The sequence below is a fragment of the Deinococcus aquaedulcis genome (assembly GCF_019693445.1).
In the GTDB taxonomy this organism is placed as follows: Bacteria; Deinococcota; Deinococci; order Deinococcales; family Deinococcaceae; genus Deinococcus; species Deinococcus aquaedulcis.
The window spans coordinates 363,831-387,191 of record NZ_JAHRBL010000001.1 but is presented as its reverse complement, the minus strand read 5'-3'; the positions used below and the strand labels follow the sequence as shown (position 1 = coordinate 387,191).

At 71.1% G+C, this 23,361-nt stretch carries 25 protein-coding genes; 13 read left to right on the top strand and 12 right to left on the bottom strand.

The genetic code is table 11. The annotated features are described in order from the left end of the window. The first annotated feature begins 27 nt into the window (after positions 1 to 27). Genes KMW22_RS01820 through KMW22_RS01810 form a run of 3 tightly spaced genes read left to right on the top strand, consistent with a single transcriptional unit; the run spans position 28 to position 3,308 of the window. The gene (locus tag KMW22_RS01820; protein ID WP_221088288.1) at positions 28 to 810 is read left to right on the top strand and encodes a hypothetical protein; all 783 of its coding nucleotides are present in this window, start codon (positions 28 to 30) and stop codon (positions 808 to 810) included. Next, the gene (locus KMW22_RS01815; RefSeq protein ID WP_221088287.1) at positions 811 to 2,634 is read left to right on the top strand and encodes a hypothetical protein; all 1,824 of its coding nucleotides are present in this window, start codon (positions 811 to 813) and stop codon (positions 2,632 to 2,634) included. Then, the gene (locus KMW22_RS01810; protein WP_221088286.1) at positions 2,571 to 3,308 is read left to right on the top strand and encodes a carboxypeptidase regulatory-like domain-containing protein; all 738 of its coding nucleotides are present in this window, start codon (positions 2,571 to 2,573) and stop codon (positions 3,306 to 3,308) included. The genes KMW22_RS01815 and KMW22_RS01810 overlap by 64 nt, the downstream gene beginning before the upstream one ends. 32 nt (positions 3,309 to 3,340) lie before the next feature. Here the strand turns inward: KMW22_RS01810 and KMW22_RS01805 are convergent, their stop codons facing one another. Then, positions 3,341 to 3,751, bottom strand: a complete 411-nt coding sequence (locus KMW22_RS01805) for a hypothetical protein (protein WP_221088285.1) — start codon at positions 3,749 to 3,751, stop codon at positions 3,341 to 3,343. 75 nt (positions 3,752 to 3,826) lie between these two features. On the opposite strand from KMW22_RS01805, the gene mnmA reads away from it, so the two are divergent. After that, positions 3,827 to 5,005 (top strand): tRNA 2-thiouridine(34) synthase MnmA, encoded by a 1,179-nt coding sequence (gene mnmA / locus KMW22_RS01800; RefSeq protein ID WP_221088284.1) that lies wholly within the window; start codon positions 3,827 to 3,829, stop codon positions 5,003 to 5,005. Positions 5,006 to 5,230: 225 nt separating this feature from the next. Here the strand turns inward: mnmA and KMW22_RS01795 are convergent, their stop codons facing one another. The 6 genes from KMW22_RS01795 to KMW22_RS01770 form a co-directional block, all read right to left on the bottom strand. After that, on the bottom strand, positions 5,231 to 5,581 hold the full coding sequence (locus KMW22_RS01795; protein WP_221088283.1) for a hypothetical protein: 351 nt from the start codon (positions 5,579 to 5,581) through the stop codon (positions 5,231 to 5,233). A gap of 17 nt (positions 5,582 to 5,598) precedes the next feature. Next, on the bottom strand, positions 5,599 to 6,522 hold the full coding sequence (locus KMW22_RS01790) for a D-2-hydroxyacid dehydrogenase (protein ID WP_221088282.1): 924 nt from the start codon (positions 6,520 to 6,522) through the stop codon (positions 5,599 to 5,601). 5 nt (positions 6,523 to 6,527) lie between these two features. Next, positions 6,528 to 7,106 carry a GNAT family N-acetyltransferase gene (locus KMW22_RS01785; RefSeq protein ID WP_221088281.1) on the bottom strand — a complete coding sequence of 193 codons (579 nt, stop codon included), beginning with the start codon at positions 7,104 to 7,106 and terminating at the stop codon, positions 6,528 to 6,530. Beyond that, positions 7,103 to 8,173 (bottom strand): 3'(2'),5'-bisphosphate nucleotidase CysQ, encoded by a 1,071-nt coding sequence (locus KMW22_RS01780; protein WP_221088280.1) that lies wholly within the window; start codon positions 8,171 to 8,173, stop codon positions 7,103 to 7,105. The genes KMW22_RS01785 and KMW22_RS01780 overlap by 4 nt, the downstream gene beginning before the upstream one ends. After that, positions 8,170 to 8,892 (bottom strand): endonuclease III domain-containing protein, encoded by a 723-nt coding sequence (locus KMW22_RS01775; RefSeq protein ID WP_221088279.1) that lies wholly within the window; start codon positions 8,890 to 8,892, stop codon positions 8,170 to 8,172. The genes KMW22_RS01780 and KMW22_RS01775 overlap by 4 nt, the downstream gene beginning before the upstream one ends. Before the next feature lie 401 nt (positions 8,893 to 9,293). Continuing rightward, entirely contained in the window at positions 9,294 to 9,863 is a 570-nt protein-coding gene (locus KMW22_RS01770; protein ID WP_221088278.1) for a hypothetical protein, read from the bottom strand. Between the two features lie 222 nt (positions 9,864 to 10,085). Here KMW22_RS01770 and hisZ point away from each other — a divergent pair, with 222 nt between their 5' ends. Both hisZ and hisG read left to right on the top strand, forming a co-directional pair. Next, complete coding sequence (gene hisZ / locus KMW22_RS01765) at positions 10,086 to 11,258, top strand: ATP phosphoribosyltransferase regulatory subunit (protein ID WP_221088277.1); 1,173 nt, start codon at positions 10,086 to 10,088, stop codon at positions 11,256 to 11,258. Continuing rightward, complete coding sequence (hisG, locus tag KMW22_RS01760) at positions 11,255 to 11,905, top strand: ATP phosphoribosyltransferase (RefSeq protein WP_221088276.1); 651 nt, start codon at positions 11,255 to 11,257, stop codon at positions 11,903 to 11,905. The genes hisZ and hisG overlap by 4 nt, the downstream gene beginning before the upstream one ends. Positions 11,906 to 11,989: 84 nt before the next feature. Here the strand turns inward: hisG and KMW22_RS01755 are convergent, their stop codons facing one another. The 3 genes from KMW22_RS01755 to KMW22_RS01745 form a co-directional block, all read right to left on the bottom strand. Then, positions 11,990 to 12,457 carry a hypothetical protein gene (locus tag KMW22_RS01755; RefSeq protein WP_221088275.1) on the bottom strand — a complete coding sequence of 156 codons (468 nt, stop codon included), beginning with the start codon at positions 12,455 to 12,457 and terminating at the stop codon, positions 11,990 to 11,992. 215 nt (positions 12,458 to 12,672) lie between these two features. Beyond that, positions 12,673 to 13,005, bottom strand: coding sequence for a hypothetical protein (locus KMW22_RS01750; protein WP_221088274.1), 333 nt, complete (start codon positions 13,003 to 13,005; stop codon positions 12,673 to 12,675). A 203-nt stretch (positions 13,006 to 13,208) separates the two neighbouring features. Then, a complete protein-coding gene (locus tag KMW22_RS01745; RefSeq protein WP_221088273.1) occupies positions 13,209 to 14,408 on the bottom strand; it encodes a MalY/PatB family protein in 1,200 nt (399 codons plus the stop codon). A gap of 77 nt (positions 14,409 to 14,485) precedes the next feature. On the opposite strand from KMW22_RS01745, the gene KMW22_RS01740 reads away from it, so the two are divergent. The 4 genes from KMW22_RS01740 to KMW22_RS01725 are packed head-to-tail and all read left to right on the top strand — an operon-like array spanning position 14,486 to position 16,878. Then, positions 14,486 to 15,187, top strand: a complete 702-nt coding sequence (locus KMW22_RS01740; RefSeq protein ID WP_221088272.1) for a 5'-methylthioadenosine/adenosylhomocysteine nucleosidase — start codon at positions 14,486 to 14,488, stop codon at positions 15,185 to 15,187. Between the two features lies 1 nt (position 15,188). Further along, complete coding sequence (locus KMW22_RS01735) at positions 15,189 to 15,560, top strand: CidA/LrgA family protein (protein ID WP_221088271.1); 372 nt, start codon at positions 15,189 to 15,191, stop codon at positions 15,558 to 15,560. Positions 15,561 to 15,564: 4 nt separating this feature from the next. Then, a complete protein-coding gene (locus KMW22_RS01730; RefSeq protein ID WP_221088270.1) occupies positions 15,565 to 16,233 on the top strand; it encodes an LrgB family protein in 669 nt (222 codons plus the stop codon). Positions 16,234 to 16,290: 57 nt separating this feature from the next. Then, a complete protein-coding gene (locus tag KMW22_RS01725; protein ID WP_221088269.1) occupies positions 16,291 to 16,878 on the top strand; it encodes a TetR/AcrR family transcriptional regulator in 588 nt (195 codons plus the stop codon). Positions 16,879 to 17,218: 340 nt separating this feature from the next. Here KMW22_RS01725 and KMW22_RS01720 read toward each other — a convergent pair whose 3' ends face one another. After that, entirely contained in the window at positions 17,219 to 17,965 is a 747-nt protein-coding gene (locus KMW22_RS01720) for a helical backbone metal receptor (protein ID WP_221088268.1), read from the bottom strand. Positions 17,966 to 18,108: 143 nt separating this feature from the next. Here KMW22_RS01720 and KMW22_RS01715 point away from each other — a divergent pair, with 143 nt between their 5' ends. The 3 genes from KMW22_RS01715 (at position 18,109) to KMW22_RS01705 (ending at position 21,530) form a co-directional block, all read left to right on the top strand. Then, complete coding sequence (locus tag KMW22_RS01715) at positions 18,109 to 18,837, top strand: c-type cytochrome (RefSeq protein ID WP_221088267.1); 729 nt, start codon at positions 18,109 to 18,111, stop codon at positions 18,835 to 18,837. A 225-nt stretch (positions 18,838 to 19,062) separates the two neighbouring features. Further along, positions 19,063 to 19,911, top strand: a complete 849-nt coding sequence (locus KMW22_RS01710) for a group III truncated hemoglobin (RefSeq protein WP_221088266.1) — start codon at positions 19,063 to 19,065, stop codon at positions 19,909 to 19,911. Between the two features lie 8 nt (positions 19,912 to 19,919). Next, positions 19,920 to 21,530 (top strand): S49 family peptidase, encoded by a 1,611-nt coding sequence (locus KMW22_RS01705; protein ID WP_221088265.1) that lies wholly within the window; start codon positions 19,920 to 19,922, stop codon positions 21,528 to 21,530. A 56-nt stretch (positions 21,531 to 21,586) separates the two neighbouring features. Here KMW22_RS01705 and KMW22_RS01700 read toward each other — a convergent pair whose 3' ends face one another. Beyond that, on the bottom strand, positions 21,587 to 23,347 hold the full coding sequence (locus tag KMW22_RS01700; protein ID WP_221088534.1) for a M3 family oligoendopeptidase: 1,761 nt from the start codon (positions 23,345 to 23,347) through the stop codon (positions 21,587 to 21,589). Positions 23,348 to 23,361: the final 14 nt, after the last annotated feature.

The window sequence follows — 23,361 nt, the reverse complement described above, 5'->3', positions numbered from 1 at the left end:
TTCCCCGTTTTTCTTGAGGTTGATTGCATGAGACAGCTTGCTGTAACAGCCGCCCTGCTCAGCCTGGGGGCAGCGGGCGCCCAGGTGCAGGTGACCAGCCCCCTGGTGGTGGAACACACTGCTGCGGCCAGCGCCGTGCTGGAGGGCACCCTGACCCTGAGCAATCCGGGCACCACGCCAGTGCAGACCCAACTCTCGCTGGGCGACGTGCGCTCGGATGCCAAGGTGGGCACCGCGTACCTCAAACCCGGTTCCCTGGAGCGCAGCAACACCGGCTGGATCAAGTTCCCCAGCACGCTGGTCACGGTGCCGGCGCGGGGCAAGCTCTCGGTGCCCTACCGCATTCAGGTGCCGCAAAACGCCGCAGCGGGCAGCCACTGGGGCGTTATTTTCGTGACCCCGGTGACGGGCAGCGGGGCGCCCGCGCCGGCCCGGTCCAACAGCCTGAGCCTGCAGCAGGTCACCCGCTACGCCGTGCAGGTGGTGGTGCAGGTGCCCGGCGGACAGGCCCGGCTGAAGTTTCAGGACCCACAGCTGGGCCGCGCGGGCACGGGGCTGCAGCTGAGCGTGACCCTGGGCAACACCGGCACGCGGCTGGCGGCACCCACCACCCGCGCCGAGATCTACGACGCCCGGGGCCAGCTGGTGCAGAAACTGGCCGGCCGCCCGCGCCGCGTCTACCCCGGCATGAGCGTGCTGGAAACCTACGCCCTGACCGGCCTGCCCGCCGGCAAGTACCAGATTCTGGTGCTGGCCGACGACCGGGGCGCCGAGCTGATCGGCGCGCGCTACACCTTTACGGTGGACTGAATGGGCCGGCGACGCGCGCTGGTGCTGACGGGCCTGCTGCTGGGCGCGGGGGCCCAGGCCGTGACGCTCACGGCGCCGCCTGCGCCCCTCAGCGCCGAGGCGCGCACGCCCCTGACCTTTCCCCTGACGCTGAGTAACCCTTCCGCGCAGCCCCAGCGCGGCACGCTGAGCCTGGACCTGCCGCCCGGCTGGACGCTGCTGGCCGGCGACCCCAGTTACGAACTGGCGCCGGGCGAAAGCCGCCTGGAACTGCTGACCCTGCTGCCCCCGGACCGCCTGAAGGCCGGGGCCCTGACCCTGCGCGTGACCAGCCCGGACTCGGCCCTCAGCGTGGCGGTGCAGGTGCCCGCCGCCCCCCGGCTGGAAGCGCAGCTGCTGGACGCCCCCGCCGCCAGCGCCGACCCGTTCTACACCGTCACGTGGCGGGTCTTGAATACCGGGAATGTGGACCAGACGCTGCAGCTGTCCGCGCAGGGTGAGGGCGCCCAGGTGCAGCTCAGCCGGCCCCGCCTGCTGCTGGCCGCTGGCGAGGTGGCCGAGGTACAGGCCCGGGTGCAGGTGTCGCCCGGGGGCCCGGCGCAGCCCGTGCAGGTGACCTTCAGGGCCCAGGGCCAGGGGGCCGTGGCCACCAGTCGCGCCAGCACCGACCGGGTGTTGCGCCGCCCCACGCCCGCGCAGCTTTCGCACGTCTTTCCCCTGCAGCTGACTGTGGGGGCCAGCACCGCCGCGCCCGGACAGCTGGACTTCACACTCACGGGTCAGGGCGCGCCGCTGCAGGGCGACCCTGGCACCCTGCAGCTTTCGGGCAGCCGCACCGCCTTCCGGGTGGCCTACGCCCGGCCAGACGCCGCCTGGAGCGCCGGGCACCTCAGCCCCCAGCACAGTCCGCTCCTGGCCGGCTCACTGCTGGGGGCAGCGGGCAGCCGGCGCCAGGGGCCGCTCACCTTCAGCGCCTACGCCGGGCAGCGTCAGGGCCAGTTCAGTGTGGGGGGGGGCCTGCTGGCCCAGGGCGCGCAGGGGCAACTGGGCCTGGAACTGGACCACACCGGCCCCCAGCTGAGCGCCAGCCTGTACGGCGGGGCGCAGGGGCCGCTGGGGGCGGGGCGCGCGCAGGGCAGCGGCGCCCTGGCCCTGAACCTGACCACCGGGGCCGCCGCTGCCGAGGCGCAGGGCCAGTACCAGACCGCTGCGGCCGACCTGAGTGTGCAGTATGCCGGGGCCACCGCCGGCTGGAAAGGCGCAGCGACCCCCACCCAGACGCTAACGGCGGGCCTGAACCTGCGGCCCCACGCCGACCTGACCCTGGGGGCCCAGCTGGGCCTGCAGCACACCGGCAGCGGCCCGCTGACCCCGCGCCTGAGCGCTTCGGCCTCGGTGCGGCGGCACTTTGGGCAGCTGGGGGTCAGCGCCCTGCTGAGCCCCAGCGCCCAGAGCGTGGCCGGCACGCTGAACCACAGCTGGGGCGGCATGCCGCTGCGCCACCAGCTGACCTGGACCGCGCCCACGGCCCAGGCCGGGCCACAACTGGGCTACCAGCTGGCCGTCACCCGCCGCCAGGGCACGTTGCAACTGCTGCCCACGGCCGGCTTCAGCACCGACCTGCGCAGCGGCCAGACGGTGCTGTCGGGGGGCCTGCGCGCCGATGTCAAGGCCAGTCCACAAACCACCTACAGCGCCGCCGTGACCACCACCAACCTGCGCGCCGGGCAGTTCAGCGCGGAACTGGGCGCCACACACACCCGCGCGGGGGGCCCACCTCGGTGCTCAGCGCCAAGGTGTCGCACCAGGACGCCCGCTGGCAGGCCGAACTGCGCGCCAGCGTGAATCTGGCCCTGGCAGTTCCGGTGCACCGCCGCACCGACCTCGCCCGGCTGGAGGGCCGCCTCCTGCTGCCCGGCGGCGCCGGGGCGCCGGGGCTGCTGCTGCGCGCGGGCGATCTGGCCACCGAAACCGACGGCGAGGGCCGCTTTGTGTTCGAGGCACTGCCGGCCGGCAGCGTTACCCTGAGCCTGCTGGGCGGCACGCTGCCCCCAGGCACGCAGCTGGAACCCGCCCTGCCGCTGCTGCTGAACCTGCGCCCGCAGGAAACGCGGCGCCTGGAGGTGCGCGGCCTCCAGACCGCCACCCTGAGCGGCCGGGTACAGCTGCGGCTGCCGGAATCACCCGAGGCCCGCGACCTGCTGGCAGCCGAGCTTCCGCCCCTCAGCCAGCTGGGCCTGCAGCTGAGTGCGCCTGGACAGGCCCCCCTGCGCGCTGTGCCCAACCCCGACGGCTCGTTCAGCTTTCCGGGGCTGCGGCCCGGCACCTACACGCTGCTCTTTGCGCCAGAAGCCCAGGCGCTGCTGGCCGGGCACGGCGTGCCGGCCCCGCTGGAGGTGACCCTGAGCGACGCCGAACAGCGCGAACTGGACGTGGACGTGCAGTGGCACCCCCGCGAGATACGTATTGACGAGGTGCAGGAGCTGACCCCGGTGCCGCTGCCGCCACAGGCACCCTGACCCCAGCAGGACTTGTGAGCGGGGCTAGACACTTAACGCCGCCCCCATCGCAGGCTTCCCGCCACCTGAACTGTGATGCGGTCCCAGACCGCCCGCCGGGCCACCGGATACACGACAATTACCCCCGCTTCATCGCCATCCCGCACCAGCACCTTCTGGTAGAAGATGCGGCCATCGGCCCAGAACCGGGCGGTCCAGGCCAGCCAGGCCGCTGGGCTGGCCTGCTCCAGCACCCCAGGCGCGTGGCTGCCCCAGACGCTCAGGGTGACCTGACCATCGGCACTGCGCCAGCTCTGGCCATTGCCGTTGTCGGGTGGACGCTGGGCAATGAGGCCTTGTGGAACGTCAACCCAATAGTTGAAGCGGGCGTTGCCGTAGGGCTCCAGGGGCGCCCCCAGGGCGGCCGAGGCCAGCAGCAGCGCAGGAAGCAGAGGCAGGCGCATTTGCCCCAGCCTACCGCCCAATTGCCGCGCGCCTCACCGCCGCGCACAGCCCGCTCTGTTAAGCTGCCCGGCTGTATGAGCGCGCCTGTGCCCCTGTCCACGCCCGTCCCCGCCCCTGCTGCCGGCAGTGGGGAACGTGTGCTGTGCGCCATGTCGGGTGGGGTGGACAGCAGCGTAACGGCCGCGCTGCTTAAAGACCAGGGTTATCAGGTGGTGGGCGCCATGATGCGCTTCTGGCCCGACGACAAGCGCGTGGACACCTTCGACACCTGCTGCTCGCCCGATGCCGCCTACGAGGCCCGCCGGGTGGCCGAGCAGGTGGGCGTGCCCTTTTACCTGCTGGACTACCGCGAGCAGTTTCAGCGGCACATCGTGGGCCCGTTTCTGGATGAATACGCCCGGGGCCGCACGCCGAACCCCTGCGTGAACTGCAACACCAAGGTCAAGTTCGATGAACTCGTGAAAAAGGCCAAGATGCTGGGCTGCCGCTACGTGGCCACCGGGCATTACGTCAAGCGCGTGGAAACGGCGGCGGGCGAGGTGCAGTTTCACCGGGGCGACGACCCCCGCAAGGACCAGACCTATTTCCTGTGGGGCACCCCGCGCGAGGCCCTGCCGTACATCCTGTTTCCGGTGGGCGAGCTGGAAAAGCCGCAGGTGCGCGCCATTGCCGAGGAGCGCGGCCTGCTGACCGCCCGCAAGCCCGAAAGCCAGAACATCTGCTTCGTGCCGGGCAAGGTGCAGGACTTCGTGGCCGAGCACCTGCCGCAGGCCGGCGGCTTCATCCGCGAAATCGCCACGGGCGAGGTGGTGGGCGAGCACCTGGGCACGCAGTTTTACACCCTGGGCCAGAAGAAGGGCCTGGGCCTGTACCAGAGCCACCGGGTGCGCCACGTGGTTCACCTGGACCCGGCCACCAATACCGTCTGGGTGGGCGACTACGAGGACTGCCTGTGGAGCGGGTTGCGGGCCGGCAGCGCCAACTACCTGCTGGACCTCCCGGACTTGCCCAGCGAGCTGGAAGTACAGGTGCGCTACCGTACTGCCCCCGTTAAAGCGCGCGTGGTGCACGCCGACGAACACGGCTTTGAGCTGGCTTTTGCCGAGCCCCAGTTTGCTGTGGCGCCCGGCCAGAGCGCGGTGCTGTACGACGGGCCCCGTCTGCTGGGCGGCGGCCTCATTGAAGACCACGTGCGGGAGCTGCCCCCGCTGAAGGCGGCCCCCAAGAAGCGCCCCACGCCCGTGCTGTCCTGAGAGATAGGGCGGCCTCTCCGCCTGGGTGGGCAAGAGGCCGGGGAATGGGTCCAATGCATGACCCGTGCCCGGGTGAGGCGTGAGGCTTGGCAAGCCGGGCTTTGACTGCCCAGTCCAGGCTCGTACGCAAGCAGGCTCAGCTCGACATATCTTGCTCAGGCACAGTGCTCGCCAGCCGGTTCACCCTGGCCGCCCTGCCACATAACCTTCCTCTCCCCTGCCCCGTCACTCACGCAGGCGGCGCCGCACAGACCACAGGCCCAGCAGCAGGCCACCCAGGCTGAGCAGCCCAAAGGGCAGCGGCTCAAGCACCAGAATCACCGGCAGGCTCAGCCACTGCCAGCGCCGCCGTGTCAGGACCAGCAGTACGCCGTACAGCAGCACCGAGCCCAGCCGGGCGCCGTACATGGCCGCCACCAGCACCCCCTGCACCGCATAGGGTTCGGTGAACACCACCAGCGGCAACAGGAGCACCCCGGCCACGCCCAGGCCCAGCGTCCAGCGCCAGACCCGCCAGGCCCAGGCGCGGCGCCCGGGAGACAGCCCCGCCGACCCCTGGCGCGGCGGCGCGGTCATGCCCGGCGCCGGGCCACTCAATACAGGCGTCCGGTTTCGACCAGCCCCTCGGGCTCCACACCCTGCTGCAGATCAATCAGGAAATTGCGCGCCAGCTCGGCGCCGCGCGCCACCAGATCGTCCGTGGTGCTGGCGATGTGCGGGGTCAACATGACGTTGGGCATGGTCCACAGCACGTGGTCGGCGGGCAGGGGTTCGGGGTCGGTCACGTCCAACACGGCGCCGCCCAGGTGCCCGCTTTGCAGGGCGCCCACCAGATCGTCGGTCACGATCAGGGGCCCCCGGCCCACGTTGCACAGCCACGCGCCGGGCTTCAGGGCGGCCAGCGTCTGCGCGTTCACGATGCCGCGCGTTTCCTCGGTGCCCGGCAGCAGCAGCACCACCCAGTCGGCCGCCGCCAGCAGCTCGGCGCGCTCGGTGGCCGAGGTGCCGCTGCGAATGCCGCTCACATGCGCGCCGTGCGGCGAGAGCAGCGCCTCCAGTTGCCGCCCGATGTGCCCGTGGCCCCACAGCACCACCCGCTGCCCCTCCAGGGTGGTCAGGCGGGCGGTCTGCGGCAGCGCGGGCGAGGCCCACTGGTGCCGGGCCTGGGCGTCGCGGAACAGGTGCAGCCCGCGCGAGGCCGCCAGCATGCCGGCCAGCACGTGCACGGCCACCGCGCGGTCATGCAGGCGGCTGGCGTTGTACAGCGTGACCCCTCCGGGCAGGTAGCCCTGCACATGCTCAATGCCCGCTGTCAGGGTCAGCACCCATTTCAGGCCCGGGGTGGCCAGCAGCTGCCGGCGCTGCTCCGGGCCCACCAGCCACACCACGGCGCCGTCGGCGGGGCCTGCGGGCACCTCTGTGCGGCTGTAAAAAGCGAACGTGACCCCGGGCACACTGCCCTCATCGTGGGCGGCCAGGGCACGGAATTCCGGCACATCGGGAACAAGAACACGCATGGGGTCTATTCTGCCGCGTTTTGGGCGCCGGCCTCCTGGGCGGCCAGCCACTGGGCGCGCGTGAGTTCCATATGCACGTCGGTGCGGCCGGCGCGGGCCGTGCGGCCCACTTCACGAAAGCCGCAGGCCGCAAAGGCCCGCTGCGCGCGGCGGTTATGGGCAAAGGTGGTCAGGCGCACGCGGCTCAGGGGCGCGTCGCGTTCCTGAAAGGCCCAGGTCAGTAGCGCGCCCACCGCCGCGCGGCCGTAGCCCTGGCCCCACAGTTCGGGCAGGCCGATCATCACGCCCAGGGTCGCGGCCGTGGGGGTCAGGGGGGGCGGCGGGCGCAGGTCGTACAGCTCGGCGCTGCCGATGAGCTGGCCGCGCTCGTCCAGCACGCCAAACCCCGCGCGCTCGCCGGTGCGCTCCTCTTCCTGCATCACGCGGCGAAACAGCCAGCCCGGCATGCGGATGGGGCGGGCGTCATTCCAGTCGGCCAGCTCCCGGCTGCGAAAAAAGGCGTGCAGGGTGCGCCACTCGGCCGCCGTGAAGTCCAGCACTGGCTTCAAAGTCACGCGAATGCGTTGGGGAGGCGGCTGGATCATGCCCCAGCGTCACCTGCGCCGGCGCCAGCCCTGCTGGCCTGCAGGGGCCCCAGCGCCCGGGTCACGTCACGGGTCAGGCGCTCCAGATGAAAGGCGTCGCCCTCGGCGCGCTGCACCTGCCGGGTCTGGGGGTCCACCACCAGCAGGGCCAGGGGCCGCCCGCCCGCGTGGCGCACGCTCACGCCCGGGTGCGCTGAGAGCGCCGCCTGATCTTCGGGCGGCAGCACCGCCCACGCGGGGTCGGCCGGGGTCAGGCCCAGGTGGGCCAGGGGCACGCGGTGTTCGGCCAGGGCGGCGTCCAGCCACGACAGCGCCGCCGGGTGCCCGGCGATCAGGCCCTGTTCAATGTGCGGGCGCGGCTGGTTGTAGGGAATGGGGCGGCCGTCGCGGCGGCGCAGCTCGCCCCCAGCGGCGCGCAGCAGGGCGTGCCCGGCCGCCAGATCCCACTCGCTGCGCGGCGACATGGAAAAGGTGGCGTCGGCCTGCGCCGCCGCGATACGGGCCAGCTTCAGAGCAATGCTGCCGCTGGGCGCCATGCCGGGCAGCGGCACGGCGTGCAGTTCGCGGCCATATTCACTGTCAGAGACGGCCACCCGCCAGTCTGGGCCCGGGGCAGGCGGAGGCACGACTTCCCCGTTCAGGGTCACGCCCTCGCCCACCACCCCGCTGAACAGTTCATCGGTGGCCGGGGCGTACACCACACCCAGCACGGGTTCGCCGTTCACGGTCAGACCAATACTGACGCAGAAATCGGGGCTGCCAGACGCAAATTCCCGGGTGCCGTCAATGGGGTCCACAATCCAGACCCGCTCATGGTTCAGTCGGGCCGGGCTGTCGGCCTCTTCTTCGGACAGCAGGCCGTCGCCCGGAAACGACTGTGCCAGCCCGCGCAGAATCAGCACCGAAGCGTCTCGGTCGGCGGCAGTCACGGGGTCGTCGGGACTGGTCTTGTGCTCCACTGTGAAGCCGGCGCGCAGGTGCGTGCGCAGCAGGGCCCCGGCCTCGCGCGCCAGCCCTTCGGCCACCGCCTGTTCGCGGGCCAGGGGTTGAGAAGAAGGTACGGTCATGGCCCGAGGATAGCGGCCGAGGGACACAGGTCGGCCAGCACGCAGTGGCCGCAGCGCGGGTGGCGCGGGGTGCAGGTGGTGCGGCCGTGGCGCACGCCCGCCACATGCAGCGCCCAGCGGGCCTCATGGGTGCGCGGGGTCACGGCGTCGTACCAGCGCGCGACCCGGGCGGGGGTCCAGCCGTCCGGCACCCAGCCCAGGCGCCGGGCCAGCCGGTCCAGGTGACCTTCGACGGGCATGGCGGCGCGGTGCAGGTCGAAGAGGAGCATCAAGTTGGCCGTGTGGCGCCCCACGCCGGGCAATCCCTCCAGCGCGGCGCGGGCGCCCTCGTCGTCCAGTTCGGCCAGCCCCTCCAAGCCCAGGGGGTGGTCCTCGTCGCCAGCCTGTTCGGCCAGGGCGCTCAACAGGCCATACAGGTGTGCCGCCTTGGCCCGGTGCAGGCCGCCGCCCGCTGCCTTCAGGGTGGCCTCCAGGCCATCTGGGCCGTCCAGCAGCGCGGCTTCCCAGCGCGGGTAGGCGGCTTTCAGGGCGCGGAACTGCCGGTCAGCGGCGTCGCGGGTGTTCTGCTGCCCCAGGATGGTGCGGATCAACTCGTTTAACAGCGCACCGGGGCGGGTACGGGGTCCCGGCGCGGCGCCGGGCAGGTATTCGGCCAGCAGCCGGCGCGTGACCTCGGGCAGCTGGTCGGGGACAGCAAAGGGCTGGGGCGGGCGGGGCATCTGGGGCGCAGGCTAGGGCAGCCTGCGGCGGGCGAAGGTGCTTCAAGACGCGCTTGGCGGGGTGCACCGGGCCACGGGCAGGTTCAGGGTCAGTGGCACCACGCTCGGCAGGATGGAGCGACCCAGGCGCAGCTGCCGGGCGTCTGGGCAGGCCAAGGCGGCAGGCTCAACGCACCGCCCGATGACAACTCTGCCCCGCCCCCAGTGACGCGCCGTCATCACCCCGCCCAGCCTCAGCTTCCCGCCGGCGGCCAGCAAGCCCGCCGCGATCAGCAGGCTGTTCCCGGGAAGAAAGGGCCCCAGCAGCTCTATTTGGGCGAAGAACAGGGGTCAGCAGGCCCCGGTCCGGGCGTGTCAAGCTAATCCGTCCGTGCCTCCCATCCTGGCGTGGGCCGTCTGGCTCAGCGCGCGCGTAGGGCCGTGCGGTTACCGGCTGTGTCGGTGACCAGAACGTCGGCCCAGATGCCGGTGGTTTCGGCGTAGAACTCCACGCGCGGCCCCGGGGTGATGTTCAGGCGGTTGCCATCCACTGACACCTGCGCCACCCGCACGTTGTCGGTGGCCACGCCAGACACCCGGATCACGTTGCCGCTGCGCTCAAAGCGCGTGACCTTGATCACCGGGCGGGTGGGGTCCACACTGACCGGCAGCACCAGGGTGGATTCGTTGCCCGCGCTGTCGCGCGCCGCAATGGTGTAGCGCCCCGTGGGCGTACTCAGCACCGCCTGAAACTGAAACCGCGCGATCTTGTTGCTGCCCGGCTGAATGGGAATGGGCTTGCCGTCCACCGTGATCTGCGTGACCCCCACATCGTCAAGCACATAGCCCTGAATCAGAAAGCTGGGGCTGCGCCCGGACCCGCCTTCGCCCGCCGTGACGGTGATGCGGGGCTTGAAGGTATCCGTGGTGCGGGCGCAGGCCCCCAGGGCCAGGGTCAGGGCGCCCAGCAGGGCAAGGGCGATGGGGCGCATACGGGGGGCAGTATAGGGGGTGGATGGGGAATGGTTGATGGTGGAGGGAGGAGCACCTGGGGGGTGGAGAGGCCAAGAGAGAAGGAAGGACCCAAGGCGCTTGCGCTTCTCTCCCGGAGGCTGTCTGGAGCCACCCAACTCTTCTCCCGGCGACCCGGCGCGCGCTCCGCCTCCATCACCGGTCTACCATCAACCATCTCCTCTCTCCTCCCCCGCCCTACAATGCCCGGCGTGAGTGCCGCTTTTGCTCCTGACCCCGCGCGCCTGTCGGCGTCCATTCCCGAGGGCACGCGCGACGTACTGCCCCCGGAATGGGCCCAGCGCGAGGCGATTCGTGCCCAGTTGTCGGCGTGTTTTGGCCGCTGGGGCTACCGGGGCGTGGAGGTCCCGGCCCTGGAATACGCAACGCCCCACCATCCCCAGGACGCGCTGGCCTTCAAGCTGATTGATTCGGGCGGGCAGGTGCTGGCGCTGCGCAGTGAATTCACCACGGCCGTGGGCCGGCTGGTGCGCGCCCGCTTTCCGCAGGGGCCCTTTCCGCTGCGGCTGCAGTACAGCGGCCGGCTGTGGCTGCGCGCCCTGAGCAGCGAACTGGGGCGCCTGCGCGAATTCAACCAGCTGGGCGTGGAATTGATTGGCGTGGAGACCCCCGCCGCCGACGCCGAACTGCTGCATCTGGCCGCCGCTGCCCTGGGCGCCGTGGGGGTCAGCGCGCAGCTGGAAGTGGGCTACCCCGGCTTCGTGGACGCGGTGCTGGAAGACGCCGGCCTGCACGGCCCCGCCCGCGCCGCGCTGCACGACGCGGTGGACCGCAAAAGCGGCGCCGATGTGGACCTGCTGTGCGACCGCTTTGGCCTGGGCACAGACACCCGGCGCACCCTGCACGCCCTGACCGATCTGTACGGCGGCCCCGAGGTGCTGGACGCCGCGCAGGCCCTCGCGCAGGGCGAGCGGGCCCACGAAGCGGTGGCCCACCTGCGCGCCGTGGCCCGCCTGTACGCAGGGCCCCTCCTGTTTGACCTGGGGGTCAGCCGCCGCTACGACTACTACACCGGGCTGACCTTCCGCGCCTACGCCGCCGGCCTGAACCAGCCGGTGCTGGGCGGCGGGCGCTACGCCCTGGGAGGCGGCGCCGGACCCCTTCCCGGCGCGGGGTTTGCCCTGGGCCTGGAGCGCCTGATGCGCGCCCTGGCCCCCACGCTGCCCCCGGAGCCCGAGGTGGTGCTGGCGCGCGACCTGCCGGCCGCCGAGGCCGCCCGCGCCCAGGGCCTGCACGCCGAACTGGCATGGACCGACGACGAAGCGCAGCTGCGGGCTTTCTGCATGGCGCGCGGCATCCAGCGCATGGTGGGCAGCGGCCCCAGCGGCGCCGAGTTCACGGCGGTGGGTGCATGACCCCGCCCCCCACCCACGGCCCTGACCACCTGACCCTGGCCCTGCCCAAGGGGCGCATTCTGGACGAGGCGGTGTCGCTGCTGGCCCGCGCGGGGCTGCCCCTTACAGTGCCCGAGAAATCCCGCGCCCTGCGCCACGAGTTCCCAGGCGTGACGGTGCTGGAACTGCGCAATCAGGACGTGCCCACCTACGTGGACCTGGGCGTGGCCGACGCCGGCATTGTGGGCAAGGACGTGCTGATCGAGTCTGGCCGGGCGGTATACGAGCCCGTAGACCTGCACTTTGCCGGCTGCCGCCTGTCTCTGATCCGCGAGGTGGGGGCCTCGGGCGAGATTGCCCGGGTGGGCACCAAGTACCCCCGCGCCGCCCGCGCCTACCTGAACGCTCAGGGCATCCCCGCCGAGATCGTCAAGCTGAGCGGCAACATTGAGCTGGCCTGCCTTACGGGCCTGGCAGACGCGGTGGTGGACCTCGTGCAGACCGGCAGCACCCTGCGCGCCAACAACCTCGAAGAGGTGGACGTGCTGTTTCACTCCACCGCCCGCCTGATCGTCAACCGCGCGGCCCTCAAGGTGCGCCGCGAGCGGCTACGCCCCCTGATTGAGGCGCTGCGGGTCTTAACGCAGGCAGTGGACAGCAGCGAATAGGCCAGAGCCCGCCCCTCGGTCTCTCTGACGCCGATACAAACCCGGACACTTTCGAAGCCTGAGAGATGGCCCCACGCCTGCGGCTCAGGGCTTGACTTCAAAACGCTTGACCGCGCCGCCCCACAGAATGGCCGTGTACCAGCCGACCTTTAGAGGCGGCACCGGCCAAGGCGTCACGCGCAATCCACCTGAGGGCACCGTGGTCGGCCGCAGATCCGTCCGACAGACCTCCTTTTCGGGCTTGTTGTCGTAAACCGTGTTCCCCTCCGCATCCCGAATCAGCAGGCTCTGGCCGCACAGGCGCAGGTCAGCAGTGACCGCGCTGCACCAGATGTTGCGGAAAGCCACCGCCAGCCCAATCGGCTGCCCGGCCCTGGCAGGCTCGCGCAGCACCAAATCAGTGACGAACGGACCAGGGCCCACCTTCACGGTGGTCTGGGCGTACAGGGGCGGTTGGCTGCGCAGGGTCAGGACAGCCGTGTACTCGCCGGGCGTCAGTTGCATGGGCAGGGTGAGGGCGTAGGTGCGCCGTTCCCCAGGCGTAAAGGTCACGTTCTCACCTGGGTCGCAATCGGCCAAGAGAGACCGCTCGATCAGTGGAGGGCCGCTGACCTTTCATACACCTTGAACAGAGGGCAGGGCACATGGCCCGGGCGCAGACCCCCGATCACCTGAGGGCCCTGTCCCCTGTGGGAGACGGTCAGTTGCAGCAGGACCGGCTGGCCGGTCAGCGCTGGTTCTAAGGCATGTCGGCCAAGATGGAGCGCTTATTGACTCTCGACTGAAAGGCGCCGCATCTGACTCTTCAAATAAGGCTCTGCTGCTGCATATGCCTCGTCATTCCCTGCCCACCAGCGAGTCACGTCATAAAAGGTCGTGGTCTTCCATAATTCCTTGAGCAGGGCGCTCGCTGTGCGGTCCTCCCAGCGTTTCATCAGGCCTTTCTTTTCGGTGAGCCTCCATCCGTCCTCAATCTGCACGAACCCATCCATCCGGAGAAACGAGGCGTCACTGTTGGGCACACCTCGAACTTCGACAATACCGATGACGAAACGCGATTCAAAGGTGATCCAGAAAACTGCCGATGGCTCGCCTGGCATGTCCTCAAGATATGCCGCTCGATCAGCATCGGCCTTTGCCTACGCGCCCTAGCTGCTGCAGGTGCAGACGAAGCGGGGAGGCAGTGTGCGCTTCGGTGAGGGCAGAAGTCAGGCTGAGCAGGCCAGGGAGAACAAAACGCCGCATGACCTTGAGCATGGCTCCTTTGTCCCTGACGCGCGGTGAGGGTAAGACCACACCTTCTTCAGCCGCTTACCTCCCCAAATGCCCGGTTCATGCGCGCCAGCGCCTCCTCCAGCAGCTCACGGCTGGTGGCAAAGTTCAGGCGGATGAAGCCCTGATACTGCGGCTTGTGGGCCTCGTGGGCAAAGACCGGGCCGTCATGCACCGCCACCTTGGCCTCCTGCAGCAGAAACTGCTGCATGTCTCCGGCGCGAGGATGGGCACGCAGGTCCAGCCACGCCAGATAGGTGGCCTGGGGCGCATGCACGCGCGCCCAGGGCCAGTGGTCGCGCACGTAGGCCAGCAGCAGGTCGCGGTTGCCGCGCAGGTACGCCAGGGTCTCCTGCAGCCAGGGGCCGCCCTCCTGCAGGGCCGCGCGCCACATGGTCACGCTCAGGGCGCTCTCGTGGCCCATCAGGCCGCCGGCAGCCGCCCGCACACGCCCCACCAGCCCGGCGTTGTGGCTGATCATGGCGCCAATGCCCAGGCCGGCGGTGTTGTACGCCTTGCACGGTCCGGTCAGGGTCAGCGTGCGGCTCTGCACGCGGGGATCAGCGGCGAAGGCTTCAAAGGGTTCATCCGTAAAGCGCAGGTCGGCGTGCAGTTCGTCGCTCATCACGAACAGATCGCGGGCCAGCACGAGGTCGCGCAAGCGGCGCAGTTCGTCGGCGGTCCACACGCGGCCGGTGGGGTTGTGGGGGTGGCACAGCAGCAGCAGCCGCGCGCCGCGCGAGGCCGCGTCCAGCGCCGCCCAGTTGATCTCGTAGCCGCCTTCTGTGTCGCGCAGGGCCACGCCGGACACCCGCCGCCCCTGGTCGGTAATAGCAAGGTGAAAGGGGTGGTACACCGGCGTCATGGTCACCACCAGTTCGCCGGGCGTGGTCAGGGCGTGCACGGCCGCGTAGATACCGGGCACCACGCCGGGCAGAAAGGTGATGCCCTCGGGCGGCAGCCCACCCAGGCCCTGCGCCGCCAGTTTGGTGCTCAGGGCCGTTTTCAGTGCCGGGTCGCCCTGCAGCTGCGCGTAGCCCAGGCCGTGGGCCAGCCGGGCCTGCAACGCGGCCACGATGGGTGGGGCCACCGGGTAATCCATATCCGCAATCCACAGGGGAATCACGTCTTCGGGGTACAGGGTCCACTTGAAGGAATCGGGGTGGCGCAGGGCCGCCGTGTCCAGCGTGTCGCGCGGGTTGGGGGCCTCTGGGCGGCGGGCGTCCGTCATAGCGCCGAGCATACGCCCCGGCGCATGAGAGCCCCGCCCCCGGCGCTCACCCGCTGCCCCCCGCTATGCTGGGCGCCATGCTGGCGATCATTGGCGCAATGGACGAAGAAATCGAGGTCTTGCTTGCGGAGCTGCAAGCCCGTGAGGACCTGACCTTTCCGGGCGTGACCCTGCACCGGGGCGCGCTGGAGGGTGTACCGGTGCTGCTCACGCGTGGGGGGATCGGCAAGGTGAATGCGGCCATGACCACCACGTACCTGCTGGGGCAGGGCGCCACCCGGGTGATCTTTACCGGGGTGGCGGGCGCGCTGCACCCGGAGTTGCGCGTGGGCGACATCGTGGTGAGCACCGACTGCGTGCAGCACGACGTGGACGTGACAGCCCTGAATTACCCGCTGGGCACGGTGCCGGGCGAGAGCGCCAGCTGGGCCGCCGACCCCATTCTGCGCGCGGTGGCCCTGGAAGCCGCCGCCGAGGTGCCGGGCGTGCAGGTGATGGAAGGCCGCGTGGCCAGCGGCGACCAGTTCATCGCCGCGCGCGAGGACGTGCAGCGCCTGTGGACCGCCTTTGGCGCCGCCTGCGCCGAGATGGAAGGCGCCGCCGTGGCCCAGGTATGCGCCAAGGCCGAGGTGCCGTTCGTGGTGATCCGTTCAGTCAGCGACACCGCCGACCAGAGCGCCGAGGTGGATTACCGCGAATTCATGCCCCAGGTGGCCCGCCACGCCAAACAGGTGGTGCGGGGCATGCTCGCGCGCCTGAGCGGGCAGGCCAGCGCCTGAGATGATTACCCCGCCCCTGCCGCCCGCCGTGCGTTTTGTGCTGGGCCTGGGCGTGCTGCTGGGCTTTGCGGCGGCCGGCGAAGCCCTGGTGGGCGCGCTGCGACTGCCGCTGCCGGGCGCTGTGGTGGGGCTGGCGCTGCTGTGGGCCGCCCTGGGCCTGGGCGTGGTGAAGCTGGCCTGGATCGAGCCCGCCGCCGATGGCCTGCTGGGGGTGCTGGGCCTGCTGTTTGTGCCCGCCACCGCCGGCGCCGTGCAGTTTCTGAGTGCCGGGGCCGCCTGGGGCCTGTGGCTGCTGACCCTGACAGCGGCGCTGCTGCTGGGCGCGGGCGCGGCCGGCCTGCTGGCCGGGCGGCTGCTGCGCCCCGGGGCGTAACGCGGTGGTGTGGCTGACCCTGACCCTATTGGCCTTTGCCCTGGGCGTGTGGGCGCAGGCGCGCACGCGGACGCCGCTGGCCAATCCCACCCTGATCGCCACCCTGGCCGTGGCCGGGGCGCTGCTGCTGTCCGGCACCCCGTACAGCACCTATGCAGAGGCTGCCCGCCCCCTCACCAGTCTGCTGGCCCCAGCGGTGGTGGCGCTGGCCGTTCCCCTGTACCGGCACCGGGCGCTGCTGGCCCGGCAGTGGCGGGCGCTGGTGCTGGGCGGGGCCGCAGGCACCGGAGTGGCGCTGGCCGTCAACGCCCTGCTGGCGCGGGCCCTGCACCTCTCCCCCGAAGCCGCCCGCGCCCTGCAAACCGCTCCAGCCACCAGTCCGGTGGCGCTGCAACTGGCCCCCTTCACGCACGCGCCGCCCGCGCTGGCGGCCACACTGGCCGTGCTGTCCGGGCTGCTGGGCGCGCTGCTGCTGCCCCCGGTGCTGACCCGGCTGGGCGTGCGCCATCCGCTGGCGCGTGGGCTGGCCATTGGCGCGGTGGCCCACGGCATTGGCACCGCGCGCGCGCGTGAGGAAGGCGAGCAGACGGGCGCAGCGGCCTCGCTGGGCATGGGGCTGGCGGCGCTGCTGGTCACGGCGGTGGTGGGCCTGCTGGCGCTGGGGCACCGGTGACGGCGGGCCGGGCACGCAGTTGACGCGCCCCCCCGGCAGCCGGGATGCTGAACCCCTATGGCGCGAAAGGTCAACCCCATTCAGGACCGCCTGCGCCGCGCCGCCCTGGAACGCGCGGCGTATCTGGCGATCTACGAGCGCGGTTACGCCGGGGTGACGCTGGCGGACATCGCCGCGCACGCCGGGGTCAGCCGGGGCACGCTGGTGTACCACTTCGGCAGCCGCGCGGGGCTGCTGGCGGCCGTCATGCGCCGCTTTTCGCGCACCATTGCCGTGGCCACCCGCCGCGCCGTGCGCCAGGCCCAGACCCCGGAAGCCAAGCTGCGCGCCTACGTGGACAACCAGTTTTACGGCATCGAGAACACCCGGCGTTTCTACACCGTGTCGCTGGACTTTCTGGCCGCCGCCACCCGCGACCCCGAACTGATGGCCGTGCAGCGCGCCGCCCTGCGCGAATCGCTGGCCGCCGATCTGGAACTGGCGCGGCTGGCTGGCGAGCACGGCGCCGAAGCCCGCGCCCGCTTGCTGCGCGCCATCGTGGAAGGCCTCAGCGTGCGCTTTCTGGCCGACCCGGCGCCAGACCTCGCCCAGTACCGCACCGACTGTCTGGCGGGGCTGCGGGCGGTGCTAGACAGGGGGGTGTAGGGCGTGGAAAAAGAGGGGGCGCGGGTGGCGGGCGGCGGGGTGCGGGGAAGAGGTAAGGCGGGACTTCAGGTGAGCCGCTGGTGGGGGGTGAGTGGGCTCAGCAGCCTACACGACGTTTCCCTTATGGGCTGCTCGCCTCCCCTGAACACGATTCGGAACCATTGCTGATTCAGGCTTCCTCCTCTTCCACCGCTGACCACGACGAGCGCAGGGACGCTTCTCCATCGCCCCAGCCCCGGATTTTCCCGGGCTCGCTTCCTGCCGTGCCATCGGCTCACCTGAAGTTCCGTCGCACCTCCTCCCCGCGCCCCGCCGCCCGCCACCCGCACCCTCTCTTGTCCTACGTCCCACCCCCCACACCCAGCCCATCCATCGCCGCGCGCAGCTGCCGCGCCCCCTCAATCAAGCGGGGCCCCGGGCGGCCCAGGCCACTTTCGGGAATCGCCACCACCGCCGCGCCCAGGCCGCGCGCCTCGATCACCTCGGGGCGCAGCTTTTTCACGCCGCACCACGAACACACGATCAGGTCGGGGCGGGCCTCCCGCACCTGCTCCAGCGTCAGGGGGCGGCTGCGGCCGTCCAGGTCACCCAGGGCGTTCACGGCACCCAGCCGGGCCAGCAGCGCCGTCACCCACGACTCGCGGGTGGCAGCGATGATGGGCCGGGGCCACCACTCCACCACCACGCGCACTGGGCATTCGGTGGCGCGGTGCAAGCCCGTCAGTTCGGCATCCAGGGCCTGGGCCAGGGCCTCGCCCTGCGCCGCGCGGCCAATGAGAGCCCCCACCTGCCGGATGCTCTCCAGGGTCTGGTCCAGGGTGGTGGGGTCCAGCACGGCCATGTTCAGGCCCGCCGCCTCCACCTCGGCCACCACGCGCTCCATGCCCGGCACACTCAGGCTGGCCAGCACCAGATCCGGGCGCGCGGCGACCAGCGCGGGCACGTCAATGTTCAGGTCGGGGCCCAGGCGCGTGGCGTGGGCAATGCCGGGGGCGTCGCTGTGGCTGTCCACGGCCACCAGCAGCCCGGTGGCGTCCAGGGCCTGCAGAATGTCGGTGTTGCTGCACGTGAGGCTGGCAAGGCGCATAGGCCGAGTCTAGGGGCTCTGGGACGCGCCTGCCTGCCGGAACAGGGCTGCCCCAGTCCCCACCGGTGCAGATGGGCAAAAAGACAACGAAATGCGCACTGGCACGGGCAAACGCCCCCTGACCGTGTGGTAGGCTCGGGGGCATGAAGAACACGTTCGCCGTCACCATGACGCTGCTGCTGGCCCTGACGCTGGGCGGCTCTATTGCGGGCTACCGCATTGCGACCACCCCCCACCACGCCGAAGGCCACAGCGAGGGGGGCGACAAGGAGGGCAGCCATAGCGAGGGCGGTCACAGCGAGGGCGGCACCGAGGCCAAGAGCGAGGGGGGCGAAGGCCAGGACATCGGCACGCGGGGCAGCGAGGAAATGCCCAGCCCCCAGGAAGCGGCCACGGGCCCGGCGGGCGCCAGCGGCGCGCTGGGCAACGTGCGTGACGACAACGACGGCGGTACCCAGACCGGCGAGAACGGCGCGGTGATAGAAAGCAGCGATCTGCGCACCGGCGACGACCCCGCCGCCAGCACCGAGGGCACAGCCGAAAACTCGCCCGCCCAGGAAGAAGCCGCCCAGACCGGCGAGCCGCCTGCCACCCGCGCCGCTGCCGCCGAGCCGCAGGGCGACAACACCGCCGGCGCCGACCTGTACGCCAGCAAGGGCTGCGCGGGCTGCCACGGCCCGCAGGGTCAGGGCGGCGTGGGGCCCTCGCTGGCCAAGGTGAAGGACTGGAACCTGGAGCAGTTCACAGCGACCCTCCGGGAAGGCAAGACCCCCGAGCGCGTGCTCTCGGCCGCCATGCCCCGCTTTAGCGAGGACCAGCTGACTGATTCGGATATTGCCAACCTGTTCAGCTACGTCAAGACCCTGAACTGAGGCGAAACAGCGCAGCGGCGGCCCACCATGAAGTGGGCCGCCGCTGCGCTGTTCATACGGGTGAAAGGGCGCCGCCGAGCCAAGCGTGACACGGGGGCCAGGCACGAAGACCGGCGACCCCGTTCCTTGTTCAGCCGGTCAGCACCCAGGAGCCAGCCAGCTGACACAGCGCGCCGCGTATCCTGGGCTGCCCTGCCGCGCCCCTCTCGCCCACAAGGCCCTCCGATGACCCTGCCTCCATCCGATACCCCCCTGCTGACCCTATCCCCCCTGCCCGAGTGGCCGGGCACGGTGCCTGCTGCCCTGGCTGGCCTGGCCACGGCCGCCGCGCTGCTGCTTCCCCACGACGGCCTGCCGGTGGCTGACGTGCAGGGCCGGCCCGAACGCTGGGCCCAGCTGGCGCTGGTGTCGGGGGCCCTGCGCGCGGGGGTGCCCGTGCTGGGCTGGGGCACGGGCGCGGCGCTGCTGGGGCGGGCGTTGGGGGCCCTGGTTCACACAGGCACGCCGGACTGGTCGGCGCTGCCACGCGGGGCGCAGGCCCTGGCCTGGGCCGGCCCAGGCCCGCTGCAGGTGCCGCTGCACTGGCGCCTGGACCGCGCCGTCGCCTGGGCCGGGCCGAACCTGCCGGCCCAGGTGCGCGCCGACTTTCTGGCGGCCTTGCCAGGCTGGATCTCACGCCGCCCCGCCTCGCCCCTGGAAGCGGTGGGCGGGGAAACCGCCGTGCGCGCCGTGGTGGGCGCGTTCTACCGCCGCGCCCAGGCCGACGACCTGCTGGGCCCGGTCTTCGCCGCGCAGGTTCAGGACTGGCCCGCGCACCTGGAGAGGGTCACGGCCTTCTGGGTCACGATGCTGGGCGGCAGCGGCGCGGGGGGCCCGCCCTGGCGCGGCAACCTGAACACGGCGCACGCCGGGCTGGGGGTGCGCGCGGCGCATCTGGCGCGCTGGCTGGCGCTGTGGCAGGCCACCGCCCACGATCTGCTGCCGCCCCCGGCCGCCGAGCTGCTGAGCCAGCGGGCCCAGGCCATGGGCGCGCGCCTGGGGGCGCGGGGAACTTCTCAGCGGCAGGCGCCGTAGCCTGAACCATGCCCAATATTCCCTTTCTGCCCCAGGCCAAAGACGCGCTGCCCGGCGGGGTGACCCGGCCCACCTGGGTGGTGCTGGACCTGAGCGGCGCTTACCCGGAGCGCCAGCCCGGCAACCCGGTGCAGGCCCTGCTGAACCGCACCGAGACCCTGGAAGCCCTGGCCGGCCGCATTGAGAAACTGCGGGGCGCGGCGTGGCTGCACGGCGTGCTGGTGCGCTTTGGGGAATTCACGGCGTCGCCCACGGCGGCCCACGCCATCCGGGGCCTGCTGCACGAGCTGGCGCAGGACAAGCGGGTGGTGGCCTACCTGCCGCACCTGAACATGGTCACGCTGATCGCCGCCAGCGGCGCCCGCGAACTGGTGGCCCCCGAATCGGCGGAGGTGAACCTGGGCGGCTTTGGCCTGGAAAGCACCTTCCTGGGCGAGTTCCTGAAGAAACGCGGCATTGAATTCGAGAACCTGCGCATCCGGGAGTACAAGGCGGCGCTGACCCGCTTTTCGCAGGACCACATGGACGAGGCCAACCGCGAGCAGCTGCAGGCTTACCTGGGCAGCCTGGAAGCCGCCTGGGTGAGCGATCTGGCGTCGGCACGCGGGGTCAGCGAGGCGCAGGCCCTGGCGTGGCTCACGGCCGACCTGACCAGCGCGCAGGGCGCCCAGGCAGCCGGCCTGATTGACAAGGTGGCCTACGAGGACGAGCTGATCGGCCCCGCCTCGCGCCCCTTTGCGGCGGTGGTGGACTGGCTGACGCCCAGCCGTCCCAAGGCCAAAGCGAAGGCCGGCCGGGTGGCGGTGGTGCCCCTGATCGGCACCATCATCACCGGCAAGAGCCGCAACAACCCCCTGCCCCTGCCGCTGCTGGGCGGCCCGATGGCGGGTTCCGACACGGTGGTGGCGGCCCTCAAGCGCGCCCAGGAGGACAAGACCACGAAGGCCATCGTGCTGTACGTGAACAGCGGCGGCGGCAGCGCCCTGGCCAGCGACCTGATCTGGCGCGAGGTGCAGCGCAGCGAGAAACCCGTGGTGGTGGTGATGGGTGAGTACGCGGCCAGCGGCGGCTACTACGTGGCCACGCACGCCAAAAAAGTTGTGGCCTCGCCCTACACCCTGACCGGCTCGATTGGCGTGGTGAGCGGCAAACCGGTGCTGCAGGAATTCAACCGCCGCCACGGCCTGAACCCCGAGCGCGTGGGCCGTGACCGCGCCCTGATGTACTCGGCCGCGCGCCCCTACAGCGACGAGGAACGCGGGCACGTGGAAAAGGGCATCGTGGAGGTCTATGACCGCTTTACCACCCGCGTGGCCGAGGGCCGCAAGCTGAGCAAGGAGCGGGTGAACGAGCTGGGCCGGGGCCGCATCTGGAGTGGCCGCGACGCCCTGGAACGCGGGCTGGTGGACGAACTGGGCGACCTGCGCACCGGGCTGGCCCGCGCCCGCGAGTTAGCCGGTCTGCCCGAGGGCGCCCCGGCCTGGAACGTGACCCCCAAGGGCCACGGCCCCCTGCCCGAATTTGCCCAGGAAGCCGCCCGCACTGCCCAGCTCAGCCTGTGGCCCTTTGGCAGCGAGCGCGTGCTGGCATGGTTTGATCAGGACCTCCGGGTGAAGTAAGGGTTGTGGGTCGTGGGCTGTAGGGTGTGGGTTTCCTACAGCCCACACCCTACGTCCTACACCCCCTCGTACGCCTTAATCTGGCGGCGAATGACGTTCAGGCTGCCTTCCCAGAAGGCGGGGGCATGCAGGTCAATGCCAAAGCGGGCAGCGAGTTCCAGCGGCGTGGCCTGTCCGGTGGCCGCCAGCAGGGCGTCGTAGCGGGCCTGGAAGTCGGCTTCCTGCCCAGCTGCGCGGGCCTGCTCGTACTGGGCATACAGACCCAGGCCGAACAGCAGGCCAAAGGTGTACGGGTAGTTGTAAAAGGACAGGCCGTAATAGTGCGGCTTGACCGCCCACATGTATGGGTGCAGGGTGCCCAGAGCGTCGCCGTAGGTTTCGCGCTGCGCCCAGAGCATCAGGTCGTTCAGGTCGCTGGGGTTCAGGTCGCCACCCGCGCGGCGCTCGAAAACGGCGTGTTCAAACAGGAAACGGCTGTGGATGTCCACGATCACCTGCGCGTGGCCCATGAGCTGGGTCTCCAGCACATACAGGCGCTCCTGGCCCTGGGCGGTCTCCAGGGCGGCGTTCTGAATGATCGTCTCGCAGAAGATGCTGGCGGTTTCGGCCAAGGTCATCGGCGTTTCGCGCTGCAGGGGCGGCAGGTCGCCCAGCTGGCGGTTGTGGTAGGCATGCCCCAGTTCGTGGGCCAGGGTGCTCACGGAGTCCAGGCTGGGGTCGTGGTTCATCAGGATGCGGCTGTCACTGCCCTGCCAGCGCATGCAGAAGGCCCCGCTGCGCTTGCCGTCGCGCGGGCCGGCGTCAATCCAGTCTTCCTGAAACGCCCGCGCGGCAAAGTCGCCCAGTGCGGGGCTGTAGCCCCGGAACTGGCGCTCCACGAACTCGGCGCCCGCCTCGTAGGTCCAGTGGGTGTTGCTCTGGCCAGCAGGGGCGAACAGGTCCCACCAGTCCAGCTGCCCTTTCCCCAGCCGCGCGGCCTTGGCCCGGAAGTAGCGGCGGAAGTCTGGCAGCGAGGCCACCACCGCCGCCTGCATGGCGTCCAGGGTGCCCCGGTCAATGCCGTTGCCGAGCAGGCTGGGGGCCACGGCGTCCGCAAAGCCCCGGCGCGCGGCCAGCGTGCCCGCCTCACCCTTGACCCCGTTCATGCAGGCGGCAAAGACAACCTCCTGAGACTTCCAGGCGGCGATTTCGGCGTGGTAAGCGTCCTCGCGCACCTGGGGGTCCGGGTCGCTGGCCAGGGCGCGCAGGGCGGTCACGGGCAGCGACTGGCCCCGGAACTCACCGCGCAGGGTGGAACTGACGTTGCCGTGCAACTTGCCCCAGCCCCCGCCACTGGCCGGGTGCAGCCGGGCGGCCAGATCCTCCTCGGCGGGGGACATCTGGTACTGGGCCGCGCGCACCGCGTCGCGCAGGGTGTGGGCGTGGGCGCGCACCACCTCATCCTGTTCCAGCAGAGCCGCCAGTGCCGCGTCGTCCAGACCGCCCACCCAGGCGGTCAGGCGCGAGCGCAGCGGCCCCAGTGGCAGCGTCAGGGTGGTCAGGGTCGCCACTTTCGCCTGCGCCACCTCGTTGCGGCTGTCGGTGGAGACAAACGCGTACAGGTACGCGCGCAGCGGCCCGGCGTCGTGCAGCACGCGGTTCAGGCCGTCCAGGGCCTGGGCCAGTCCGCTGGCCGTCACCGGGGCGCCGGCCTGAATCCCCTGCGCGTCAAAGAGTGCTTCCAACTGCTCCACCTGGGCGCGCAGGGCGTCCAGGTCGCGGGTCAGGGCGGCATCATCCAGGCCGGCGTACAGGTCGTCGGTGCGCCAGCGGGGCATCTCGGGCAGGGTTG